General features: G+C 63.4%; 17 protein-coding genes and 1 pseudogene. 8 read left to right on the forward strand and 10 right to left on the reverse strand.

Annotation, left to right across the window (positions count from 1 at the left end):
• Positions 1 to 47: 47 nt before the first annotated feature.
• Together KRX51_RS08990 and betT are read right to left on the reverse strand one after the other, a co-directional pair.
• Entirely contained in the window at positions 48 to 1574 is a 1527-nt protein-coding gene (locus tag KRX51_RS08990) for an aldehyde dehydrogenase family protein (RefSeq protein WP_218362797.1), read from the reverse strand.
• Entirely contained in the window at positions 1574 to 3715 is a 2142-nt protein-coding gene (betT, locus tag KRX51_RS08995) for a choline BCCT transporter BetT (protein ID WP_218362798.1), read from the reverse strand. Before betT ends, KRX51_RS08990 begins: the two co-directional genes overlap by 1 nt.
• A gap of 308 nt (positions 3716 to 4023) precedes the next feature.
• Between betT and betA the strand changes: the two genes are divergently transcribed.
• On the forward strand, positions 4024 to 5766 hold the full coding sequence (gene betA, locus KRX51_RS09000) for a choline dehydrogenase (RefSeq protein ID WP_218362799.1): 1743 nt from the start codon (positions 4024 to 4026) through the stop codon (positions 5764 to 5766).
• Positions 5767 to 6007: 241 nt separating this feature from the next.
• Here the strand turns inward: betA and KRX51_RS10245 are convergent.
• Positions 6008 to 6118 (reverse strand): annotated as a pseudogene (locus KRX51_RS10245) (nitronate monooxygenase); the annotation flags it as partial.
• Between the two features lie 64 nt (positions 6119 to 6182).
• Here KRX51_RS10245 and KRX51_RS09010 point away from each other — a divergent pair.
• The gene (locus KRX51_RS09010; RefSeq protein ID WP_218362800.1) at positions 6183 to 7955 is read left to right on the forward strand and encodes a choline/carnitine O-acyltransferase; all 1773 of its coding nucleotides are present in this window, start codon (positions 6183 to 6185) and stop codon (positions 7953 to 7955) included.
• 26 nt (positions 7956 to 7981) lie between these two features.
• Here the strand turns inward: KRX51_RS09010 and KRX51_RS09015 are convergent, their stop codons facing one another.
• The 3 genes from KRX51_RS09015 to KRX51_RS09025 form a co-directional block, all read right to left on the reverse strand.
• Complete coding sequence (locus KRX51_RS09015; protein WP_218362801.1) at positions 7982 to 8419, reverse strand: carboxymuconolactone decarboxylase family protein; 438 nt, start codon at positions 8417 to 8419, stop codon at positions 7982 to 7984.
• 64 nt (positions 8420 to 8483) lie between these two features.
• Positions 8484 to 9701, reverse strand: a complete 1218-nt coding sequence (locus tag KRX51_RS09020) for an FAD-binding oxidoreductase (protein ID WP_218362802.1) — start codon at positions 9699 to 9701, stop codon at positions 8484 to 8486.
• Positions 9702 to 9854: 153 nt separating this feature from the next.
• Complete coding sequence (locus tag KRX51_RS09025; protein ID WP_218362803.1) at positions 9855 to 11390, reverse strand: SDR family oxidoreductase; 1536 nt, start codon at positions 11388 to 11390, stop codon at positions 9855 to 9857.
• Between the two features lie 286 nt (positions 11391 to 11676).
• Here KRX51_RS09025 and KRX51_RS09030 point away from each other — a divergent pair, with 286 nt between their 5' ends.
• Positions 11677 to 12531 (forward strand): SDR family NAD(P)-dependent oxidoreductase, encoded by an 855-nt coding sequence (locus KRX51_RS09030; protein WP_218362804.1) that lies wholly within the window; start codon positions 11677 to 11679, stop codon positions 12529 to 12531.
• 93 nt (positions 12532 to 12624) lie between these two features.
• Here KRX51_RS09030 and KRX51_RS09035 read toward each other — a convergent pair whose 3' ends face one another.
• The 4 genes from KRX51_RS09035 to KRX51_RS09050 form a co-directional block, all read right to left on the reverse strand.
• On the reverse strand, positions 12625 to 14451 hold the full coding sequence (locus tag KRX51_RS09035) for a phosphoenolpyruvate carboxykinase (GTP) (RefSeq protein ID WP_218362805.1): 1827 nt from the start codon (positions 14449 to 14451) through the stop codon (positions 12625 to 12627).
• Between the two features lie 130 nt (positions 14452 to 14581).
• Complete coding sequence (locus KRX51_RS09040) at positions 14582 to 15142, reverse strand: DUF6802 family protein (protein WP_218362806.1); 561 nt, start codon at positions 15140 to 15142, stop codon at positions 14582 to 14584.
• Complete coding sequence (locus tag KRX51_RS09045) at positions 15139 to 16134, reverse strand: hypothetical protein (RefSeq protein ID WP_218362807.1); 996 nt, start codon at positions 16132 to 16134, stop codon at positions 15139 to 15141. Before KRX51_RS09045 ends, KRX51_RS09040 begins: the two co-directional genes overlap by 4 nt.
• Positions 16119 to 16694, reverse strand: coding sequence for a hypothetical protein (locus KRX51_RS09050; RefSeq protein WP_218362808.1), 576 nt, complete (start codon positions 16692 to 16694; stop codon positions 16119 to 16121). The genes KRX51_RS09045 and KRX51_RS09050 overlap by 16 nt, the downstream gene beginning before the upstream one ends.
• Positions 16695 to 16848: 154 nt before the next feature.
• On the opposite strand from KRX51_RS09050, the gene trmB reads away from it, so the two are divergent.
• From trmB to KRX51_RS09075, 5 genes are read left to right on the forward strand one after another with little or no spacing between them, the layout of a single operon-like run.
• Positions 16849 to 17700, forward strand: coding sequence for a tRNA (guanosine(46)-N7)-methyltransferase TrmB (gene trmB / locus KRX51_RS09055; protein ID WP_218362809.1), 852 nt, complete (start codon positions 16849 to 16851; stop codon positions 17698 to 17700).
• Complete coding sequence (locus tag KRX51_RS09060; protein WP_218362810.1) at positions 17697 to 18350, forward strand: NYN domain-containing protein; 654 nt, start codon at positions 17697 to 17699, stop codon at positions 18348 to 18350. The genes trmB and KRX51_RS09060 overlap by 4 nt, the downstream gene beginning before the upstream one ends.
• Before the next feature lie 5 nt (positions 18351 to 18355).
• Positions 18356 to 20635 (forward strand): MMPL family transporter, encoded by a 2280-nt coding sequence (locus tag KRX51_RS09065; protein WP_218362811.1) that lies wholly within the window; start codon positions 18356 to 18358, stop codon positions 20633 to 20635.
• The gene (locus KRX51_RS09070; protein WP_218362812.1) at positions 20635 to 21765 is read left to right on the forward strand and encodes a YbhN family protein; all 1131 of its coding nucleotides are present in this window, start codon (positions 20635 to 20637) and stop codon (positions 21763 to 21765) included. The genes KRX51_RS09065 and KRX51_RS09070 overlap by 1 nt, the downstream gene beginning before the upstream one ends.
• A 32-nt stretch (positions 21766 to 21797) precedes the next feature.
• Positions 21798 to 22154 (forward strand): DUF3054 domain-containing protein, encoded by a 357-nt coding sequence (locus tag KRX51_RS09075; protein WP_218362880.1) that lies wholly within the window; start codon positions 21798 to 21800, stop codon positions 22152 to 22154.
• Positions 22155 to 22160: the final 6 nt, after the last annotated feature.

The raw sequence follows: 22160 nt of genomic DNA on the forward strand, positions 1-22160 counted from the left end.
TCAGCGCAGCGACGGGGCTTTATGGGCTTTCCGACGTAGGTAGAGTCCTACCGTCGGTCAGCGAACCAACCAGTCACCGCCGGCTCAGTGTTCTGGTAAATATGCTTGGCCTCGGTGTACTCCTCCAGGCCAGCTTCACCAAGCTCACGGCCGATACCGGAGGCGCCGAAGCCACCCCACTCAGCCTGCGGCAGGTACGGGCCGAAATCGTTGATCCACACCGTGCCGTGGCGCAGGCCACCAGCAACGCGCTGGGCGCGGCCGGCATCGCTGGTCCACACCGCACCGGCCAGGCCGTACTCGGTGTCATTAGCAATGGCGATGGCTTCTTCTTCGGTGTCGAAGGTCTCCACGGTCACAGTGGGGCCGAAGGCCTCATCGTGCACGCAGTCCATCTCACGGGTGCAGCCATCAATAACGGTCGGCTCGTAGTAGTAGCCGTCGTCAAGCTGCAGTGCCCCATCAGCAGAAGCACCGGTGGCGAACTTACCGCCGCAGCGCACATTCGCGCCCTGCTTCCGGGCGCGCTCCACATAGGCATGCACCTTATCGCGGTGCTCCTTAGAGATCAGTGCACCAGTCTCAGCCTGCTCATCATCAGGGCCACCAAGCTTGATCTGCTCGGCACGCTCAACCAGGTCGGTGACGAACTTCTCCGCAATGGAGGACTCCACCACCAGCCGTGCACCAGCAGAACACACCTGGCCGGAGTGGATAAACGCAGCATTGAGCGCATTATCCAGGGCGGCCTCGTAATTCGCGTCGGCGAAGACCACATTCGGGTTCTTGCCACCAAGCTCGAGGGCCACCTTCTTCACCGTCTTCGCCGCCTCAGCGGCAATAGCACGGCCAGTCACCAGGCCACCGGTGAAGGACACCATATCCACACGCGGGTCCTCGGACAGCGGCGCACCAGCATTCGCGCCAGCACCGGTGACCAGGTTGCCCGCGCCGTCGGGAAGCCCAGCTTCAACCAGCACCTGCATCAGCAAAATGGCGGTATGCGGGGTGAGCTCCGCCGGCTTGAGCACAAACGTGCAGCCAGCGGCAATAGCCGGGGCGACCTTCCAAGCGACCTGCAGCAGCGGGTAATTCCACGGCGTAATCAGGCCACACACGCCCACCGGTTCGCGGACAATGCGGGAAACCACAGCAGGGTCCCCAGCATCAACCACGCGGCCGGCATCATTGCCGGACAGGGTGGCGAAATAGCGGAAGCAGCCAATGATGTCGTCCATATCGATATTGGACTCGACCAGGCGCTTACCGGTGTCCAGGGACTCGGCGCGGGCGAACTCGTCCTTGCGCGCCTCGATGCCGTCGGCAACGCGGCCCAGCAAAGCGCCGCGCTCCCACGCGGTCGTCCCGGACCAACAGTGCTTATCGAAAGCAGCGCGGGCTGCGGCGATAGCGCGCTCAGTATCAGCGCGACCACCCTCGGCGACCTCAGCGACTGTTTCGCCGGTGCCCGGGCAGATAATGATGCGGGTAGCACCGTCAGCCGCCGCGGACCACTGGCCGTCGATGAAGATGGTGCGACCGCCGTGATTACCCGGCTCGGTGGAGTGGGTCATTAATCCTCCTTGATGTAATCGCCGGACCATTCCAGGACCGGTTCGGCGTCATCGGACAGATCAGAGCTGCCCGGCAGCGGGGCCTGCATGTGCAGGAACTCCAAATGACGCTCGTACAAGTCCAGCACATCCTCGATGAGCTGATCCTTGGTGTAGCCATAGACGTCGTACCCCAACGAACCCGTCAGGGTGAAGACCTCTAGACGGTAGTACTTGATGTCCGCATCGCTGTCGAGGTGCTGGCAACCAGCAAACGACGGCACGGGGTGCTCGGTCGGATACACCTGGTAGCGGAAATTACGTTCCTCGCCGAAGTCGACCCGCAGGTCAATCTGGCCCACCGGCATCGACTCCACATGGGAGCGATCCAACACCACGTCGGCACCGCCCTTGCGGATCTCCTCGGCAACCTCAGTCAGCGCCGGGGAAATGACCTCATCGAGGTGAGACTGGGCCTGCTTAGCCGACGGGAAGGACATGGCGCGCTGCAGACGCTGGCGCCAATTCTGGTCACCAGGCTGGGCGCCGGCGCGCGAGCTGAAGGCACCATGGATGGCGCGCACGCCGGACTCGGACTGCAGCACCTCAAGGCGCAGCGACTTCCACAACGAGTACATCACCACGTAGATGACAATCGCGAATGGTGCGCCCATCACAATTGTCGCCGACTGCAGCGTCGGAATGCCATTAACAAACAGCATGGCGATGGTGAGCACACCGACGGTGATGGCCCAGAAAATACGCGACCAGGCCTTACCGTCCTGGGTGGTGTCGGAAATCCGGGAGGTGAAGTTCGACATCACCAACGCAGCCGAGTCAGCCGAGGTGATGTAGAGCAACAGGCCAATCAGGGAGGCCACGGCCATCACAGCCAGGCCGGCCGGGTACTCGCCGAGCAGCAGGTAGAACGCACGCTCGGGCTTCTCCACAGCGGTAGCGCCAAACGCATCATCGCCATTGAGCACGATGTCGAGAGCGGAGTTACCGAACACGGACACCCACAGCAGCACGAACAGGAACGGGATCGTCAGCGTGCCGACGACGAACTGACGCAGGCTGCGGCCACGCGAAATGCGGGCCAAGAACAAGCCGACGAAGGGCGCCCAAGCAACCCACCAGGCCCAGAAGAACAGGGTCCAGGCGTTCATCCATTCCTGCGCCCCGGAGAAGGCGTAGGTGTCCATGGTCATGGACGGGAACTTGGAAACGTACTCGCCGATATTCATCATCAGCGCGTCGAAGAGGAACGCGGTGCGGCCGGTGAACAGGATGTAGATCATCAGCAGGATCGCCAGGCCGACGTTGGCCTCAGACAGGCGACGAATGCCCTTATCCACACCCGAGACAGCAGAAATCGTGGCCACGAACACGGCCAACACAATCAAACCAACCTGGGCGGGGATGCCCTCTTCAATACCGAACAGCACGTTCATGCCGTAGTTCAGCTGCACCACGCCGATACCCAGGGAGGTGGCGACACCGAAGACGGTGCCCAGCATGGCGGCGATATCCACGACATCACCAATGGGGCCGTGGATGCGCTTGCCGATAATCGGGTACAGCGCGGAACGGATCGCCAGCGGCATGTTGTAGCGGTAGGCGAAGTAGCCGAAGGCCATACCCATCAAGGCGTAGAGAGCCCAGCCGGTCACGCCGTAGTGGAACAGCGTGAAAACAACGGCCTGGCGGGCGGCCTCGACGGTCTCAGCATCGCCCGTCGGCGGGCCATAGTACTGGGCCACCGGCTCGGCGACGGAGAAGAACAGCAGGTCAACGCCGATACCGGCGGCGAAAAGCATGGAGGCCCAGGAGAACAGGCCATATTCGGGCTTGGCGTGGTCGGGGCCCAGGCGCACGAAACCCGTGCGGCCGACGGCCACCCAAATCATGAACACCACGGCGACGGTGGCGGTCAATACGTAGAACCAGCCGAAGGTGCTGGACACGCCGGTGACCATATTGCCAAGCGCGGTACCCGCACTATCGGGAGCGATGATGGCCCAGATAGCGATGGCGAGAATACACGCGCCGGAGATCAGGAAGACAGGCCAGTTGACTTTGACCGGTTCGGAAACATGCGTCGGAGCTGCCGCGACATCGGCGGCGGCATCACCGCGCGTACTGGAATCAGGTTGTGCCATAGGATTTTCCTTGAGAATCGGGAACTAGGCCAGTGTAGTGGCCCAACAGTGACTATTCACATCGAGAAGAGCCACGACGGCCCATAATTACCCCTATAACAGTGAGAATTACTCACAAAGCTCCGAATTAACGGCCCTACCAAGGCGTAGGTGGCGCCGAATAGTCCGATCGTGCCATTCTTAAAAGGTAACTAACGGCGCCCAGACACCCGCCGATAAATAGGTGCTACTTCTTTTTAGTCGTTTAACCAATGTGGCCCAACCCGACGGACACCCCGCCGGGGGCCATAGCTGGATTCGGAGGATTCATGTCCGCACTCCCGTTCCGCCTGCCCTTCGGCAAGCGTTCCACCCCCACTGAAGAACACCGCGACGTCGTCATCGTCGGCGCCGGTTCCGCCGGCTCAGTGCTGGCCAACCGACTCTCCACCGACCCAGGCACCGAGGTCCTCGTCCTCGAGGCCGGCCGCATGGACAGCCTGTGGGACCTCTACATCCACATGCCCAGCGCCTTCTCCTTCCCCATCGGCAATAAGTTCTACGACTGGGCCTACGAGTCCGAGCCAGAACCCGAAATGAACGGCCGCCGCGTCTACCACGCCCGCGGCAAAGTCGTCGGTGGCTCCTCCTCCATCAACGGCCAGATCTTCCAGCGCGGCAACCCCATGGACTACGAAAACTGGGGCAAGCGCGACGGCCTGAACAACTGGGGCTGGGAAAACGTCCTGCCCTACTTCAAGCGCATGGAAACCGCCCTCGGCTCCGACGACGACGATCCGCGCCGCGGCCACGACGGCCCACTGCGCATGAAGCGCGGCCCGGCCGACTCCCCGCTGTTCAAAGCCTTCTTCAAGTCCATCGAGCAGGCCGGCTACCACTACACCCCCGACGTCAACGGGTACCGCCAGGAAGGCTTCGGCCCCTTCGACGCCAATATCGACGGCGGCAAGCGCCTCTCCGCCGCCCGCGCCTACCTGCACCCGGTCCTCGACCGCCACAACCTGGAGCTGCGTACCCGCGCCTACACCACCCGCGTGCTCTTCGACGGCACCAAGGCCACCGGCGTCGAATACACCTGGCGCGGCAAAAAGCACACCGTGCACGCAGACAAGGTCATCCTCTGCGGCGGCGCCTTCAACTCCCCGCAGCTGCTGCAGCTATCCGGCGTTGGCGACGAGAAGCTGCTGAAGTCCCGCGGCGTCGACGTCGTTAAGCACCTGCCCGGCGTTGGCGAAAACCTGCAGGACCACCTCGAGGTGTACGTCCAGTACAACTGCACCCAGCCGGTGAGCTCCCAGCCGTACCTGGCCAAATGGCGCTGGCCTTTCCTGGGCCTGAAGTGGATCCTGTTCAAGAAGGGCCCGGTGGCGACCTCCCACTTCGAAGGCGGCGGCTTCGCCCGCTCCAACGAGGACGTCGACTACCCGAACCTGATGTTCCACTTCCTGCCGCTGGCCATGCGCTACGACGGCACCAAGCCCGAAGGCGACCACGGCTTCCAGTTCCACGTCGGCCCGATGTACTCCGACGCCATTGGGCACGTGCGGATCAAGTCCAACGACCCCAAGGACAAGCCGGAGATCCTGTTCAACTACCTCTCCACCGACCAGGACCGCCGCGAATGGGTCGAGGCCATCAAGGTCTCCCGCGAACTGCTGGACACCCCGGCCATGCGCGAATACTGGGATGTCGAGACCTCACCCGGCGCCGATGTGAGCTCTGACGAGGACATCCTGGAATGGGTGCGCAACGACGCTGAGACCGCGCTGCACCCCTCCTGCACCTGCGCTATGGGCCCCGCCTCCGACCCGATGGCCGTGGTCGACCCGGAGACCATGCAGGTCCACGGCACCGAGGGCCTCTACGTGGTCGACGCTTCGGTCATGCCGCGCATCACCAACGGCAATATCTACGCGCCGACCATGATGATCGCGGAGAAGGCCTCCGACCTCATTGCAGGCAAGGAGACTCTGGCCCCGATTAGCCAGGAAGAGCTGCCGTTCTACCACGCCAAGCGCGATATGCCGCTGGACCCGCCGGAGCAGGGCTAGGGGTAGGTAGCGCCTAGCTGCTAGCTGCTAGCTGCTAGCTGCTAGCTGGCGCGGGGCCGCGGGGCTCGGGCCTCGCGGCCGCGGTGCCGCAGTGCCGCGGTGCCGCAGTGCCGCGGTGCGCAGATCCGTACCAATTACGCAGATCCGTGCGAAATTCCGTACGGGTCTGCGCTTTTCGTACGGATCTGTGCGGAAACACCCGCAACCCCCGCAGTCAAGAGCTTTCCGACGAACGTAGGCAGCTGGCCAGGTTGCCGCATCCGCCGGCATTGGCGACTGCTGCGGTGAGCTCGGGGGTGGATGGCCCTCCAGCCATCGGGGCCAACACCAGGGGCACTGCCACATTCGTAATAAAAGTGTGTGCTGTCTGCACTAATAACCTCCCGCCGGGCAGCCGACTATATAGGCTGGTAGGCGTGCATAATCACACCGGAAAGCCGCTGCCCGTACCCGATCTCGACTCGACTCTAGCGAAGCTCGCGCATGCCGCTTCGGCGGTCACCACCGAAGAGCAACACGAGCGTACGCGCGACGCTATTGAGGCTTTCCGGACCGGGCACGGCCCTGAGCTGCAACAGCAGTTGCAGGATTTCGCCGCGGACCGTTTGGCGCATGGCACAAGCTGGTTGGCGCAGCAGTGGTTGGATGACTATCTGAGCGTGCGCACCCCGCTGCCGCTGACCACCAATGTGGGCTTCCAGCTGCGCATTGATACCGACAGCACTGGCCTGTCGCGTGCCGCGGAGTTGCTGGGCCGACTGGCCGGATTTCATCTGCAGCAGGCTGCCGGCGCGATGCCGCCTGAGGTTGACCGGCGTGGCAACACCATGTCGCCGCAACAGTGGGAGTGTGTCAACGGTGGCCTGCGCATCCCGGACGACCCCCTTGACCAGGTTGAACGGTGTTCGTTGGGGGCTTGTGGGCGCGAGGTGGCGGTCATCGTCGGCAAGCGCACTTTCATGGTTCCGGTGAGCGATTCGGCCGGGGCGGTGCTGCCGATGGGGAGGCTGGAGCAGTCCCTGCGCGCGCTGCTTGACCGGGCCGCGGAACCGACCGCCGGACCGACGCTGACGGAGCTGTCCTACCTGGGTTCGGCCGCGCTGGCCGGCGAGTTCGCTGATGTGCTGGCCAAGCCGAGCGCCCAGGCGGCGCTGGCGCGGCTGCGCGACGCGTTGTTCTGTTTCTCGGTGGTGGAGGATACCGCCGAGGACTCGGATGCCGAGTTGCTGCGCCGAACAGCGTTCGAACCGGGCGTGACCTGGGCGTATAAGCCGCTGACCTATCAGGTCGGGCTGGATTCGACGTGGCTGTGCCTGCATGTGGAGCATTCCACGGTCGATGGTGCGACGCTGGTAGAGGCCATCCGGCGGGTGCAGCAGACCCCGCCGCCCGCCGCCGGCGAGACGGAAGCACTCACAGCACAAACCGAGCCCGCCGAGGAGCTTGTGCTGGAGCTTTCCGACGCTGAAGCCGACCAGCTGCGTGCCGCCAGCGCCGATTATGCGGCCGAGGCGCGGCGGCTACAGGTCGCTGTGGTCCGCACGCCACGTCCCGATGGGTCGCAGCTGCCGTTCAAGGTCAGTGCGGATGCCGTCGCGCAGCTGATTTTGAGCATCACGCAGCAGCTGACCTATGGGCGAGTCCGGGCGGTTTATGAGGCCGTCGATATGCGTGAGTACATCGATGGCCGTACCGAGTGCCTGAGGGCGGTGACACCGGAGGCGGTTGCGTTTGCTCAGGCCGTTGTTGCTGGTCAGGCCACCCAGGAGCAGTTGCAGGCGGCGTTGGATGCGCACCGTGGTTGGGTGAAGTCGTGCAAGTCCGGGCAGGCGTTTGACCGGCATTTATGGGCGCTGGCTTTCACTGCGGCGAAGGCGGGCGTGGAACCGGAGATTGCTGGTGATGAGGGCATTGCGGCTGCGCGTACCGATTTCTTGTCCACCACGTCGATCGGTTCGGATGCGCAGATTGTGCGCTATGCCTTCGCCCCGACTGTGCCGGGCGGTTTCGGTGTGAACTACACCCCGCTTGCCGACGAGGTCGAGTACTGCGTGAGCTATTGGGCGCAGCAACCGCGGGCCGGGGCGGATGGGATGCCGGTTTCGCAGCGCGCTGCCGAGTTCCTCGCGAATCTGCCTATTGCAGCGCAAAAGCTCGCCGACTTTATCGACGAGCTTGCTGCGGACTAGCCCAGGATTACCTGGTTGAGCAGGAGTTATTCCTCGTCGGCGTGGGTATTGTCGGCGCTGTCGAGTTCGCCGAGCTCTTCGACGAGGACTTCCTGGACGACCTTCATGGCGGACAGGGCGGCCGGGGCGCCGCAGTAGCCCGCGGTCTGGATCACGGCTTCGGTGATTTCCTCACGGGTGAGGCCGTTGCGTAGTCCGCCACGAATATGGCCGCGGAGTTCACCGGTGGCCCGTAGGGCGACAAGCATGCCGATATTGAGCAGGGAGCGGTCGCGGCGGGCCAGGCCATCGCGGGTCCAGACTGATCCCCACACGGTTTCGGTGATGTGCCGTTGGAGGGCTTCGCCGTCGGAGCCGGCATTGCGCTCTAGGGCGGCGTCGACGAAGTCGTCCCCCATCACGTCGCGGCGCACCGAGATGCCCGCGTCGAATCGATCATCATCAAACACGTTGTTGTCACCCATGTGGACTACCTTCCCTGGTGTTTCTGGCTCCACACCATGCTCAGCTGCTAAGCATTATGGATCGCTAGGCGTCGAGCAACCAGTCGTTGGGGCTGAACAGCTCAAAGTGCACTCGGGAGCGGTCGATTCCGCGCTGGTCGAGCTGGGCGCGGATGGCCTGCAGGAAACCGTTGCTGCCACAGAGGTAGTAGTCAGCGTCGGCGGGCAGGTCGATTTTGCTGTCGGGCCCGAGGTCGATGAGTTCGGGCTCGTAGAAGGTAGCGCTGGTGCCATTGGGCAGTGCCGAGATATCGCCGGCGCGCTGTTTGGCGAGGACATCCGCCGCTTCACTGCGGTCGGCGTGCAGGTCGACGACGGTGCGCTGACTGCGCTGCGCGGCTAGGTAGGACAGCATGCCGGCCATTGGGGTAGCGCCGATACCACCGGAGATAAGCACCACCGGCTTATCGGATTCGGTATCGAGCACCAGGTCACCGGCGGGTAGCGAAATCTCGAGTTCGTCGCCTTCGTGCAGGCTTTCCCAGAGCGAGTTGGAGACCTCACCGGCAGGCAGGTCGGCGGCACCGTCGACCCGGCGCACGGCGAAACGCAGCACACCGTCGGTGGCGTTATTGATCAGCGAGTATTGGCGCAGCTGGCGGGCGCCGTCGGCCATTTCGCGGCGCACGGAAATGTACTGGCCGGGGGTAAAGCTGGGCAGTTCGGTGTCGCTACCGCGGACGCCGAAGATGACGACGTCGGGGCCCACTTCGGTGCGCTCGACGACGGTGGTGGCGCGGAAGACATCGCCGGGGGTGACGCCGGCGTCGTCGTAAAGCTCATTTTCGAAGTTGATCAGCACGCGCTGCATCTCTGCGTAGACGGCATCCCAGGCTTCCCGGACGGCTCCGGAGAAGACCTCGGGGGTGAGGACTTCTTCGATGGCGTCGAAGAGGTGGTGGTGCACGATGGCGTACTGGCCTGCGACGATGCCGACGGAGACGTGCTTATGGCCGATGCGGGAGAGCAGTTCTTCCGGGGTCGGCGAGTTCGGGTCAACCAGGCAGGTGGCGAAGGTGGCCACGGAGGCGGCGAGTGCTTTTTGCTGTGCACCCATTTTCTGGTTTCCGCGGTTGAAGGTGTCGTTGAGCAGTTCGGGTTGTGCGCCGAACATGCGGCCATAGAAATTGCTGGCGATGGTTTCGATATTGGCGCCGACAGTGGGCAGGGTGGCGCGGATGATCTCTTCCTGGTCAGGGGTGAGCGCGGCGGGGCTGGCCTGCAGGGTTTCGGTGTCAGACATGGGTTCTCCTGGGTTGGTTGAGCCAGGTGCGCCCTTGGGCTGGCGTGGGCGCAGGCTCCCCACCACACTAACACTTTTATTGTTATACATTTCCCCAATAAATGGCGACGCTACCGACGCTGCCGAGGCCCCCGGCCCCCGGCCCGTCCCCGCCTAGGCAGAACCCTCGTCCCGGCCCTGCCGAGACGCCGCCTTGAGAATATTTTCCCTCATCAACGGGAAGATCAGGCCATGGAAGGGGTACACCGCCCACCAGTACGCACGGCCCGGAAGACCTTCGGGCACGTACACCGCAGTCTGGGTGTACACACTGCCGCCACCTGCACGGGGCGCGACCTCGAGGATGAGCCACGCCTTGCCAGATAGACGCATCTCAGCGCGCAGCACCAAACGGCGCGGCCGCTCAATGGACTCCACCCGCCACCAATCGACGCGGTCACCTTCGGCCAGCTGCTTAGGATCGCGGCGACCACCCAAGCCGGGGCCGCCGATGAGCTTGTCGGCGAAACCACGGACGCGCCACAACCACGCCGCCGAGTACCAACCACTATCGCCGCCAATGCCTTCGATAATGCGCCACACATCCTCCGGCGGAAGGTCGGATTCGCCGACGCGCTCATCGCGATAGACAGTTTCGCCAGCCCAATCCGGGTCAGTGGGGTAGGTCTCCGCGGGGTCGACAGTGTTCTTCCAACTGTCATCCCAGCTGGTGATGACCCCACCCTGTGTTTCATGCCGCAGTGCCCGAGTAACCGCGGTGGGGTAATCAGCAAGCCCGCCCGGAGGATCCGGGATGATGTCTGCGATTGAGTGTTCCTCGCAGACGGCGTCTTCGGCCATAGACTGCGCCAGCGGCAGCCCCAGACCAGAGGGAACCGGGGTCACCATGCCGATCCACGCCCCGGAGAGCTGGTCCACCGGCAACGGCACCGGCAGGCCCTTGACAACCCGACGCAGGCCCCGGATTTTGGCATAAATGCGCAATAGGTCAGCGAATTCGTAGGTGGTGCCGCAGCCGATATCGAAGCCCTGATTGACCGGTTCGTCCAGGTCAGCACCCCTGACCAGGTAATACAGTGCGTCACGGATGGATAGTGGCTCAATTTGGTTGGTGATCCACTGCGGGGCCAGCATGAACGGCAGCCGCTCGGTGAGGTGGCGAATAATCTCGAAAGACGCCGATCCGGAGCCGATGAGGGTTGCCGCGCGCAGCACCATCGTCGGCACGCCACTGTCCATGAGGGTGCGGGCGACGCGTTCGCGCGAGCGCATGTGCTTGGACAGCTCGTCGAGCTCTTTGTCCTTCGGATGCAGACCGGATAAGTAGATGATCTGGGAGACCCCAGCGTCGGCAGCTGCCTGTGCGAAGGTGCTGGCTGAGCGCTGCTCGGCTTCTTCGAAGTCTTCATCCCCGGAGCCCATCGAGTGCACCAGGTACAGCACGACGTCGACATCGGTCATGGCCGCGCGCATGGCCTCGGCGTCGGTGATGTCCGCGGTGGCGTGCTCGACGGCATCGGACCAGTCGAAACGCTCGAGGCTGCGAGTGCGACGGGACATTGCACGGACGGTGAAGCCGGCTTGGAGAAGTTCGGGGACGACCCGGCCTCCGACATAGCCGGTAGCACCGGTGACAAGAACGCGGCGGTTGGGGTGTTGCGCGGTATAGCCGAGCGTGGCGGAATCCATAACCCAACGGTAAGCGCTCTTCACTAGCAGTTCAATGACATGCGGCAACAGGGGTGGCTGATTACGCCCCGCCAATCCCCACCGGTGCACCCCAGCGACCCTCGTCAGCGCACCCAGTGCGTTGCTGGCTCGCAGTTTCCGACCTGTCAGGCCTTTCCGACCTGTCAGATATCACCCAGAAAAGCCTTCACCACTGCTGGTTTTTGCTATCCTTTCGGAAACCATCTCTCAGTATCGCTGCCGGGAGAATAACCCGGTCGCCCCCGCGGCCACGAAGGAGCACACCGTGCGTACCCCCAAAACCGTCGCCATCACCGGAGCAGCCCGCGGCATCGGCCGTGCCACTGCCGTCGAGTTCCTCAAGTCCGGGGCCGATATCGCTATCGGCGACTTGGACTTAGAGCTCGCCGAAAAAACCGCTACCGAGTTGACTTCCGCTTATCCGGGCCGGCGGGTCATCGCCCGCCGCCTCAATGTCGTCGATGCGCAGTCCATGGCCGATTTCCTCGACGCCGCTGTCTCCGAGTTCGGTTCGCTGGACGTGGTCATCAATAATGCCGGCATCATGCCGACGAATATCTTCGCCGAAGAATCCGACGAGGTGACCAACCAGACCGTCGACGTGAACCTGCGCGGTGTGCTCAACGGCACCAAGGCGGCTCTTTCCCGCCTATCCCCTAATGGCGTCATCGTGAATATTTCTTCGCAGGTCACCAACCTGCCGGCGCCGGCATTGACCACCTATACCGCCACAAAATGCGCGGTTCTTGGGCTTAACGACGCACTGAGCCGGGAGCTGGATGCCACTGGCTCCACTATCAAGCTCATGGCCGTGCAGCCCGGCATTGTGCGCACTGAGCTCTCCGCCGGCTCCGCCCACCTGCCCTTCCTGGAGCCCCTGGTTGTGACCGACCCGGAGCGCGTCGCCGCCGGCATTGTCGAAGGTGTGCGCCGCGGGCGCCGCAGGGTCGCTGTGCCGAAGCCGCTGGGCATTATCGCCGCCGGGCTGCATGCATTGCCATACCCAGTGGGCCGGTTTATTGAGCGGACTCTCGGCCTGGACAAGACTTTCACCAATGCCGACCCGGAGGCGCGTAAGCGCTATCACGATCGGATCGAGCAGGCGCACCAGGATTCATAGCCTGCCCGGTGAAGACCACACACCACATAACCCCGCCTTACTGTGTGTGCAGTAAGACGGGGTTATGTATTGCGCTGGTGCCGCTAGTGGGCCTTAGGCCTCATCAATGCGCTTCTTGAGGGCCTCGAATTCGTCCCACACCTCGGACGGCACGCGGTCGCCGAGGGACTTGAGCCACTCTTCGTTGTCCGGCAGATCGCCGCGCCACTTATCAGCAGGTGCGGTGAGAGCTTCCTTGACATCCTCGAGCGGGGTTTCCAGGCCGGTCAGGTCCAGATCCTCGGCCTTGGCGGTGTGGCCAACAACGGTCTCATTGGCCTCAACGCGGCCTTCGAGACGGTCAACGATCCACTTCAGCACGCGGGAGTTCTCGCCGAAGCCGGGCCACAGGAAGCGGCCGTCGTCGCCACGACGGAACCAGTTGACCAGGAACACCTCGGGCATCTTGTCGCCGCCCTTGACGCCCATGTCGATCCAGTGCTGCAGGTAGTCACCGACGTTGTAGCCGATGAAGGGCAGCATGGCCATCGGGTCGTGCCGCAGGGAGCCGACCTTGGCTTCAGCAGAAGCAGCGGTCTGGCCGGAGGCCAGGGTGGCGCCGATATAGGTGGCGTGCTGCCAGTTGAAGGCCTGGGTGACCAGCGGGACGGTGTCGGGACGGCGGCCACCGAAGAGGATGGCATCCACCGGCACACCCTTGGGGTCGTCGTACTCCGGTGCGGCCACCGGGCACTGGGAGATCGGGGTGCAGTAGCGGGAGTTGGGGTGGCTGGAGAGCTCGTTAGAGTCCGGAGTCCACTCCTTGCCCTTCCAATCGATGGCGTGTTCGGGCTTATTCTCCAGGCCCTCCCACCAGACGTCGCCGTCGTCGGTCAGCGCAACGTTGGTGAACAAGGTATTGCCCGGTTCCATGGTCTTCATGGCGTTCGGGTTGGAGTCGTAGTTGGTGCCCGGGGCGACACCGAAGAAGCCGTTCTCCGGGTTGACGGCGTAGAGGCGGCCGTCCTCACCGAACTTCAGCCAGGCGATATCGTCGCCCACAACCTCGGCGGTCCAGCCCTCGATGGTCGGGGTGATCATGGCGAGGTTGGTCTTGCCGCAGGCGGACGGGAAGGCGGCACAGATGTGGTAGGCCTTGCCTTCCGGGCTGGTCAGCTTCAGGATGAGCATGTGCTCGGCGAGCCAGCCCTCTTCCTTGGCCATAACCGAGGCGATACGCAGGGCGTAGCACTTCTTGGCGAGGATGGCGTTGCCGCCGTAGCCGGAACCGTAGGACCAAATCTCCTTGGTATCCGGGAACTGGGTGATGTACTTCTCATCGCTGCACGGCCAGGCGACGTCCTGCTCACCGTCGGCAAGCGGGGCGCCCACGGAGTGCAGGGCGTGCACGAAGTCCCCGTCGGGGCCGATCTTGTCGAGGGCGTCCTTGCCCATGCGGGTCATGATGCGCATGGAACACACCACGTAGGGGCTGTCGGTGAGCTGGACACCGAGCTTGGGCTCCTCGTCAGTGATGGGGCCCATGCAGAACGGCACCACGTACATGGTGCGGCCCTTCATCGAACCGCGGTAGTGCTCGCTCATCTCGGCCTTCATCTTGGCCGGGTCAGCCCAGTTATTGGTCGGGCCGGCGCCATCCTCGGTCTCGGAGCAGATGAACGTGCGCGACTCCACGCGTGCCACGTCGGCCGGGTTGGAGCGGGCCAGGTAGGAATTGGGCCGCTTCTCCTCATTGAGCTTGACGACGGTGCCTGCCTCGATCATTTCGGCGCAGAGGCGGTCCCATTCTTCATCGGAACCGTCTGCGAAGACGACCGAGTCGGGGGTAGTGAGCTCGACGACTTCACCGATCCAACGGAGCAGCTCCTGGTTTTCGGTGGGCACCGGGCCGGTGAGGCCCGGAATAGCGCTGTCGGACATAAAAATCTCCTGACGTTTTTGGTTCCCTTCGCCGTCCAGGTTACCGCTGTCTCGGCTGCCGTGTGGGCGTTGCAGCAAAGCTTCCACACCCCGCCCTACCAGCGATTCTTCGTCGGTACGTACTTAGTTTTTAGCCCCACCGACCTATCTCGATACGCTCCCACATTGACGCATCCCAACCTGCAGTGCCTACCCCCGAAAACGCATCCACATCCACCCCCTTTTGGTCAGCTCCACCACCATCTTCCAGATCGCCTGTATCTATCGCACTATCAGCATATTCACCAGCTCCAGAAGGCCCGCTAGCCTGGTCGTTAACACCCTGAACAAAGGCCGATTCCTGCCCCCGCAGCCCCACCTCGGTGCGTTCACATTCCTCAGCACCGGGGGTAACCCGTGGCGGTTCGCCTTCCCATGTTTCATAACTGCCATCGAACAAAATTGTCGTAACGTGATCTACAGCACCATCACCGTCCCGATCGGAAAAAATGCTCAACCCACGGTCGTCGGCAAGCGTGACGGAGGCGTCTGCAACACCGGTATGACCGACCTGAAAAAGCTGATCCCCGACGCGCAACACCATGCCGTCATCAACCACACCAGAATCCACCGGCACCGCATCCCCAAGTCCGCACACATCACTAGCGGCCAAGGCCCCTAACGAGTACCCACTGGCGTCAATCTCACTCATGAGTTATCCCTCTCCGGTGCGCGGCCGGCTGGCACGGCACCAAGTGCAGCGGCGAGTTGCTCCTGCCGCCAACTATGTCGTTCTGGTTCCGGCGCACTGGCCACATCTCGCTCCCACAGCCGGCGCAGTGTGACCACATACCCAGCAACCCACCGGGTACGCGCAGCACTCCTGCGCGTCCGCTGGTGCGAAATAATCACCACCGCCGCCACACCCAGCCCGACCATCAACGCCAACCACCCGGCCACCGTCGCACTGACCCCCAGGTGCCGTGCCGGGGTTTCCAACAGCCTGCCGACGCCCACCGCAGCACCGAAGGTCAGCAAACCCACTGCTATATCTGCTGGCTGGGCAGTAGCCGGCGGCGCCGGCGGGTCCGGGCACGGCGGGGGCGGCACCCCAAGCCGGTCAGCCAGGTCCTCGGCGGCGTCTTCTGCCGCGTACAGCAACTCCGTAGCGCTGCTGACCTGCTCGGGCTGCGGGGCAATGGACTCCAGGGACTCCACAATCGCCTGCGGGATTTCCGCCCTGCGCCGCCGCGACTGCTGGGCCATAAGCTCCGCCCGCCCGGCGCGCTCCCTGCTGAGTTGGCCAGCCAACATCATCCGGCGCTGCTCAACCGGGGTGGGGCTAACGGGCCGGGCGGGGCCATCAGCCACCAGGCTCAACTCGTCGGCAAGCCGGGCCGCATCAGCACTATCGCCACTAAGCGGGCAGACCGGGATATGGGCCGGCACCGCCGCACGCCACTGTGCACTCAGCTCACCGGCATGACTGCCTGCTACCTGGCACAGGCCCACCGCGCAGCGCCCGGTCGCCCCGGATACCGCGCGCACCAGGTCACGATCAGTGTCGGTGGGCTGCACCATCCCGTCGACGAGCACAAGCACCACTGCGGTACGGGAGGTGACCACTTCAATGCCCGCCTCCGCCAGCCCGTCGAGCCGCGCCCATGACGCTGCGGGCCCGGTACAGCTCACGCGCAGGGCCATAACAACTCCTCCAGCCCGGCGCGGACCTCGGGGAAAGCCGCAGCGACCTCGGCCACACCCATCCGCAACCGCGCGGTGCGGGTCTGTGCCCGGTGCAGCGCCAGGGCATCGCGGACCGCCGCCCACAGTTCAGCCACACCAGCAGTGTCGGCACCCACATCCCCAATGGTGATGCCTTTGCCCTGCACTTTTCCCGGGTGCGCCACGATCTCGGGCACTGCGGCGGGGGCGCAGCTAGCGTCGGCACGCCGGGCTGCAGGGTCGTGGGTGAGGCGCACCACCACGTCGGCAACTAGCCGCCCCACCGCCCCGGTTTCGGCGTGGACCCACGCCTGCGGGGCACCCGGCTGGGCGGTGGCGGCATGGTGTTGCAGGGCCTCGGCAAGCTCGGTTGCGCCCATGGTTTCGGCACCGCGCACCACAACCAGGGGTGGCCCGGCGATATCTTCGAGCACCTCAGCCACAGCGACGGCAGCTGGGTCGGCCAGATCGGCGGATGCGAGCCAGTCTGTGGCGCGTGACTCGGTCGAATCCGGTGGTTTAACTGGTGCTTCACGCACTGTGGCACAGAGTTGAGCCATCATTTCCCCCACATAATGATCCCCCACCGCACGCATGACTTACGGCGCGCGGATCGCCGTTAGTCAAACACGCGGACGCACCGACGGCAACATAATTGTCCTCCTCCACAGCCAATAGTGGACAATAGGCGCGATGAGTACTACCGATTTTTCGCCCAGTGAGGACGCGCAGCCGCACGCCTGCACTGGGCAGCACAATTCTGCTGATTCTTATTCCCCCGCCACCAACCGCGATGAGGTCGGCGCCCTGCCCTATGGCCGCCCGCTGCAAACGGAGTTCGACGATGGCCTGGACTACCCGCGCATGGGCGGGGTGAGCTTCCGCCGCGGCACCCTGACCCCCAACCAGACAGCGATCTGGGATGAGCACTGGCCCGAGGTGGGCACGGTGCTTTCCGACGAGCAGATCGACGTCGAGCAGTGGTTTGGCCGCCCCGGCCCCACCATCGTCGAGATCGGCTGCGGCACCGGCACCTCCACGGTGGATATGGCGCCGCGGGAGGCTGACCACAACATCATTGCCGTGGAGCTCTACCGGCCCGGGCTGGCGAAACTGCTGGGCGCGATGGTGCGCGCAGATGTGCGCAATATCCGCATGGTGCGCGGCGATGGTGTGGAAGTGCTGCAACGCATGATCGCGCCGGGGTCGCTAGCTGGGGTTCGGGTATTCTTCCCGGACCCGTGGCCGAAGGCCCGGCACCATAAACGCCGCATTATCCAGTCCGGCACGCTGCGGCTGATTGCGTCCCGGCTGGCCCCGGGCGGTGTGCTGCATGTTGCCACTGACCATGCCGAATACGCCGAGTGGATCGGTGAGCTGCGCGAGGTCGAGCCGGCACTGGAGCCGATGCCCTGGCCGTGGCCGGAGTCGCCGATGCTATTAGATCGGCCCACAACGAAATTTGAGCGCCGTGGACTTGGTTTGGATCACAGCATCCACGAGTTCGTATGGCGCCGCCGCAAGGACGAGGAGACCACCACATGAGCCGCCACGAGTATTCGGGAGCCGCCCAAACCATGCCCACCTTATTGTTGGTGTGGGACGCGCCGAACCTCGATATGGGCCTTGGTGCCATTCTTGGTTCGCGCCCGACGGCTGCGCATCGCCCGCGTTTTGACGCCATTGGCCGGTGGCTGGTGGACCAGTCCTTGGAGTGCTCGGAGCGCCTCGGCACTGAGGTTGAGCCTGAGGCGACGGTCTTTACCAATATCACCCCCGGCGGCGCTGAGATTGTCCGCCCGTGGGTGGAGGCGCTGCGTAATGTCGGTTTCGCGGTTTTCGCGAAGCCGAAGACGGATGAGGATTCCGATGTCGATCCGGATATGTTGGATCACATTCGGCGTCGGCATGCCGAGGGTGTGCTGCAGGGGGTCATTGTTGCCTCTGCTGATGGCCAGAATTTCCAGGACATCCTGGAGGAACTGCAGGGTGAGGGCATCCCGGTGACCGTTATTGGTTTCCGTGAGCACGCCGCGTGGGCAGTGAACTCGGAGATTCTCACCTTTATTGACCTCGAAGATATTGAGGGCGTGTTCCGCGAGCCGCTGCCGCGCGTGGATCTGGATACGCTTCCCGACGAGGGCGCCTGGCTGCAGCCTTTCCGTTCGCTGATGTCTCTGCTCAAGGAGCGCTGAGGGCTATGTTCCGACGCTGGGGCTTCTTCGCGTATCGGCACCGCAGAATCATTCCGGTGGTGCTGATCCTCGCCGTGTTGGCGTTGTACTTCATTGCTGGCACGAAGCTGGGCGACCGCATCGACCAAGAGGGGTGGAATGACCCGAATGCTGGGTCTACCCGCGCCGCTGAGATCGAAGAAGAGGTCTTCGGCCGCGATAGTTCCGGCGACGTGGTGGTGCTTGTCGACGCCCCGGAGGGCAGCACTGTTGATGACCCGAAGCTTGCCGACGCTGTGGGCGCGCATCTCAGTGCGGTGCAGAAAGCGCATCCCAACGAGATTGCCGGGATAACCAGCTATTTCGATAATGGTGCTGCTGCGCTGGCCACACCGGATAAGAAGACTGCTTTTGCGGCGATCTCGCTGGCTGGGGTGGATAACGAGGTTCTGGATAACTACCGCGCCATTGAGGATGACCTCGCCGATACTGACCTCAATATTGAGGTCGCCGGCGCCACCCCGATTGCCGGGGCCTTGGACCGCGGAATGAGCGGTGACCTCAAGCGCGCCGAGCTCATTGGCCTGCCTTTGGTGGCGGTGCTGCTGCTGGTGGTATTCGGCGGGGTTATCGCCGCGACGATGCCATTGCTCGTCGGTGTGCTTTCGATCGGCGGTTCGATGGGCATTCTTTCCATCCTGGCGACAATGACCCAGGTCAACCCGTTTGCCCAGTCCGTCGTCACACTGCTGGGTTTGGGCCTGGCGATCGACTACGGCCTATTTATGGTGTCCCGGTTCCGGGAGGAGCTCGCCGAGGGCACTGATATTGAGCAGGCTGTGGCGAATACGTCGGCTACGGCGGGTAAGACGGTGGTGTTTTCCGCGGCAATGGTGGCAGTGGCGCTATCCGGGCTGCTGATTTTCCCCCAGGCCTTCCTGAAGTCCGTGGCCTACGGTGCGATGTCCGCGGTGGGCTTGGCTGCCCTGTTGTCCTTAGGTGTGCTGCCGGCACTATTTGCCACCCTGGGCCGCAATATTGACCGGTGGTCGGTACGTAAGGCCGGGCGGTCCCGCCAGGAGGTGCTGGGCTCGTTCTGGGGCAAGGTGCCCTCCTGGGCGATCCGGCATCCGCGGATTAATGCCGCAGTCATCATTGCGCTGTTGATGGCGTTGACTGCGCCGTTGTTCTGGGTGCGTTTCGGCGGCATTAACGAGACCTACCTGCCGCCGCAGAATGAAACCCGGGTGGCCCAGGAGCGTTTCGACGACCTGTTCCCCACCATGCGCACCAACCCAGTAAAGCTTGTTATCGACGACGGTGGCGACCCCAGCGTTATCGCCCCGATTGCGCAGCAGGCCAATTCCATCCCCGGTCTTACGGAACGCTTCGAAGTCTCCCGCCCCACCAAGGATGGTGTGACGGTGCTGTCGGCTGGTGTGACCGATCCGTCGGTTAATGAGTTCGTTGTGAACCGGCTGCGCGATATTGAGGCCCCCGGTAATGCCGAAATATATGTCGGCGGCATGCCCGCAATGGAGGTCGAGTCCATTGAGGCGCTTTTCGACAAACTGCCGTGGATGCTGCTGTACATGGTGCTGGCCACTTTTGTGCTGATGGCGTTGGTATTCGGTTCGGTGATTCTGCCGGCCAAGGCCGTCATTATGAACACCCTGGGCTTAGGCGCCACCTTGGGTATTCTCACCGCAATGTTTGTCAGCGGGGTGGGTTCTGACCTGCTGGGATTCACCCCGGGCCCGCTGATGAGCCCGGTGCTGGTGCTCATCATCGCAATCATTTACGGCCTGTCGACTGACTATGAAGTCTTCCTGCTTTCCCGCATGGTCGAAGACCGTGAGATGGGGGCGCCAACAAAACACGCGGTGTGGTTCGGCACGGCCAATACCGGCGGAATTATTACTGCTGCGGCGGCCATCATGATTGTGGTGTCCGGGGCTTTCGCGTTCTCCGATATTGTGATGATGAAGTACATCGCCTTCGGCATGATCGCCGCGCTCATCCTGGATGCGACGATTATCCGCATGTTGCTGGTGCCTGCGGTGATGACGCTGCTGGGCAGTGATTGTTGGTGGGCGCCGGCGGCAGTAAAGCGCGCCTCCTACATGTTGGGCCACGGCACCGAAACCGCACCGCAGCTCGAACTGGAACCTGCCCGCACCGCAGCTCTTCCGGCTGGCCCCAGCGCTGACGCGGACCCTGCCCCCACCACTACCGGTAAGTTGCGGGTCCACGAACTTCGCGCCCGCCTGGAGCAGGAGCGCCCCACCGACGAGGGCCGCATTTAATGGCCGGGCGCGCAGCTCGCCTCGGCGCACAACTGCGCCAGGCGTGGTCTCGGTTCCAGGCGCTGACCCACGCCACGTGGTTCCGGTGGGTTATGGGCATCGCCTTCCTCATCGGGGCAGTGGTGCTGATCAGCACTAATGAGGATTTCATCGCCGAGGCCTGGCATACCCTGCTCGCCGCGGACTTCACCTGGATCGGGATTTCGGTCGCGGCCCTGGCAGTGTCGTTTTTCGCGATGGCCGAGGTCATGCGGTTACTCTTCCGCGCCGCCGGGGTGAACCAAGCCACGGTGCGCTCCACTAATTCCCTGGTATTGGCGTCTAATGCGTGGTCGGTGACGGTGCCCGGTGGTGTTGCCTTCGCCACCGCCTTGCAGATTCGGCGCCAGTTGGCGTGGGGTGCCTCACCGGTTGTGGTGAGCTGGTTCATGGTGTTCTCCGGGGCACTGAGCACCCTGGGCCTGACTGCGCTGGCCATCCTGAGCCTGTTCTTCATTGGCAATAATCCCGCGCCGGTGCGCCTTATCGCGTCCTTCGCTGCGGTCTTGGCGTTGACGACGCTGTTGTGGTGGCTTTCCCGCAAGCCCCGGGTGATTCGTTTTGCCGCTTTGCGCTGCCTGGAGGCGTTTAATCGGTTGCGGCGCAGGGATCGGCGGGCTGGCCAACGCCGGGTCGAGGACATGATTTCGCAGCTCACTGAGGTGGAATTGTCCTTGGACCGGATGCTTGTGGTCTTGGCGTGGTCCTTATTTAACTGGCTTGCCGACGTGGTTTGCCTCTATGCCGCTATCCGGGCGATCGGGGTGGATGATATGTCCTCGACCGCGGTGTTATTGGCCTTCGTTACCGGCAAGGTGGCTGGTTTCATCCAGGCCACTCCCGGAGGGGTGGGCCCGGTCGAGGCGGTGCTGACCACCACCCTGGTTGCTGCGGGAATGGTGGCAACGCAGGCCTTCGCGGCGATCATTGTGTACCGCACCATTAGTTTTGTGCTTCCGGCCGCGGTTGGCTGGCTGATTTTTCTCATCAACTTCGGTGATGAATCCCCGCAGCGCGGCCGGTATAGCATGGACAGCACACGTGCAGGTGGTGGCTCTTATGCCGCCAATCAGCCGTCTTCTAAGGAGTAACCATGTCCTCACCGAAAACTTCTCAAGCCCCAATGGTGACTATGGCCGTCGATGTGGTCATGGTGCTAGTGTTCGCCATCCTCGCCCGGCTGGCCCACCAGTCCGCCGATGAGCCGTTTACGGTCGCCAATGTGCTGGACACGTGGTGGCCGTTCGTACTTGGTGCTATCGCCGGTGGTGCGGTCATGATGGCCTCTGCCCGGCCGCTTATCCGGGTCGCCCCCGGCGGAGTGATCGTATGGATCTGCACTGTCGCCTCGGGCCTGGGCATTTGGGCACTGCGCCACGGCAGTGTGCCGCACTGGTCATTCATTATCGTCGCCACCGTGATGAGTGGTCTTTTGCTTCTGGGCTGGCGCGCGATCGCCATTGCCCTCAATAAGAGGTAGCGCTTA

This window comes from Corynebacterium sp. TAE3-ERU12, from assembly GCF_019209905.1.
Taxonomy (GTDB): Bacteria; Actinomycetota; Actinomycetes; order Mycobacteriales; family Mycobacteriaceae; genus Corynebacterium.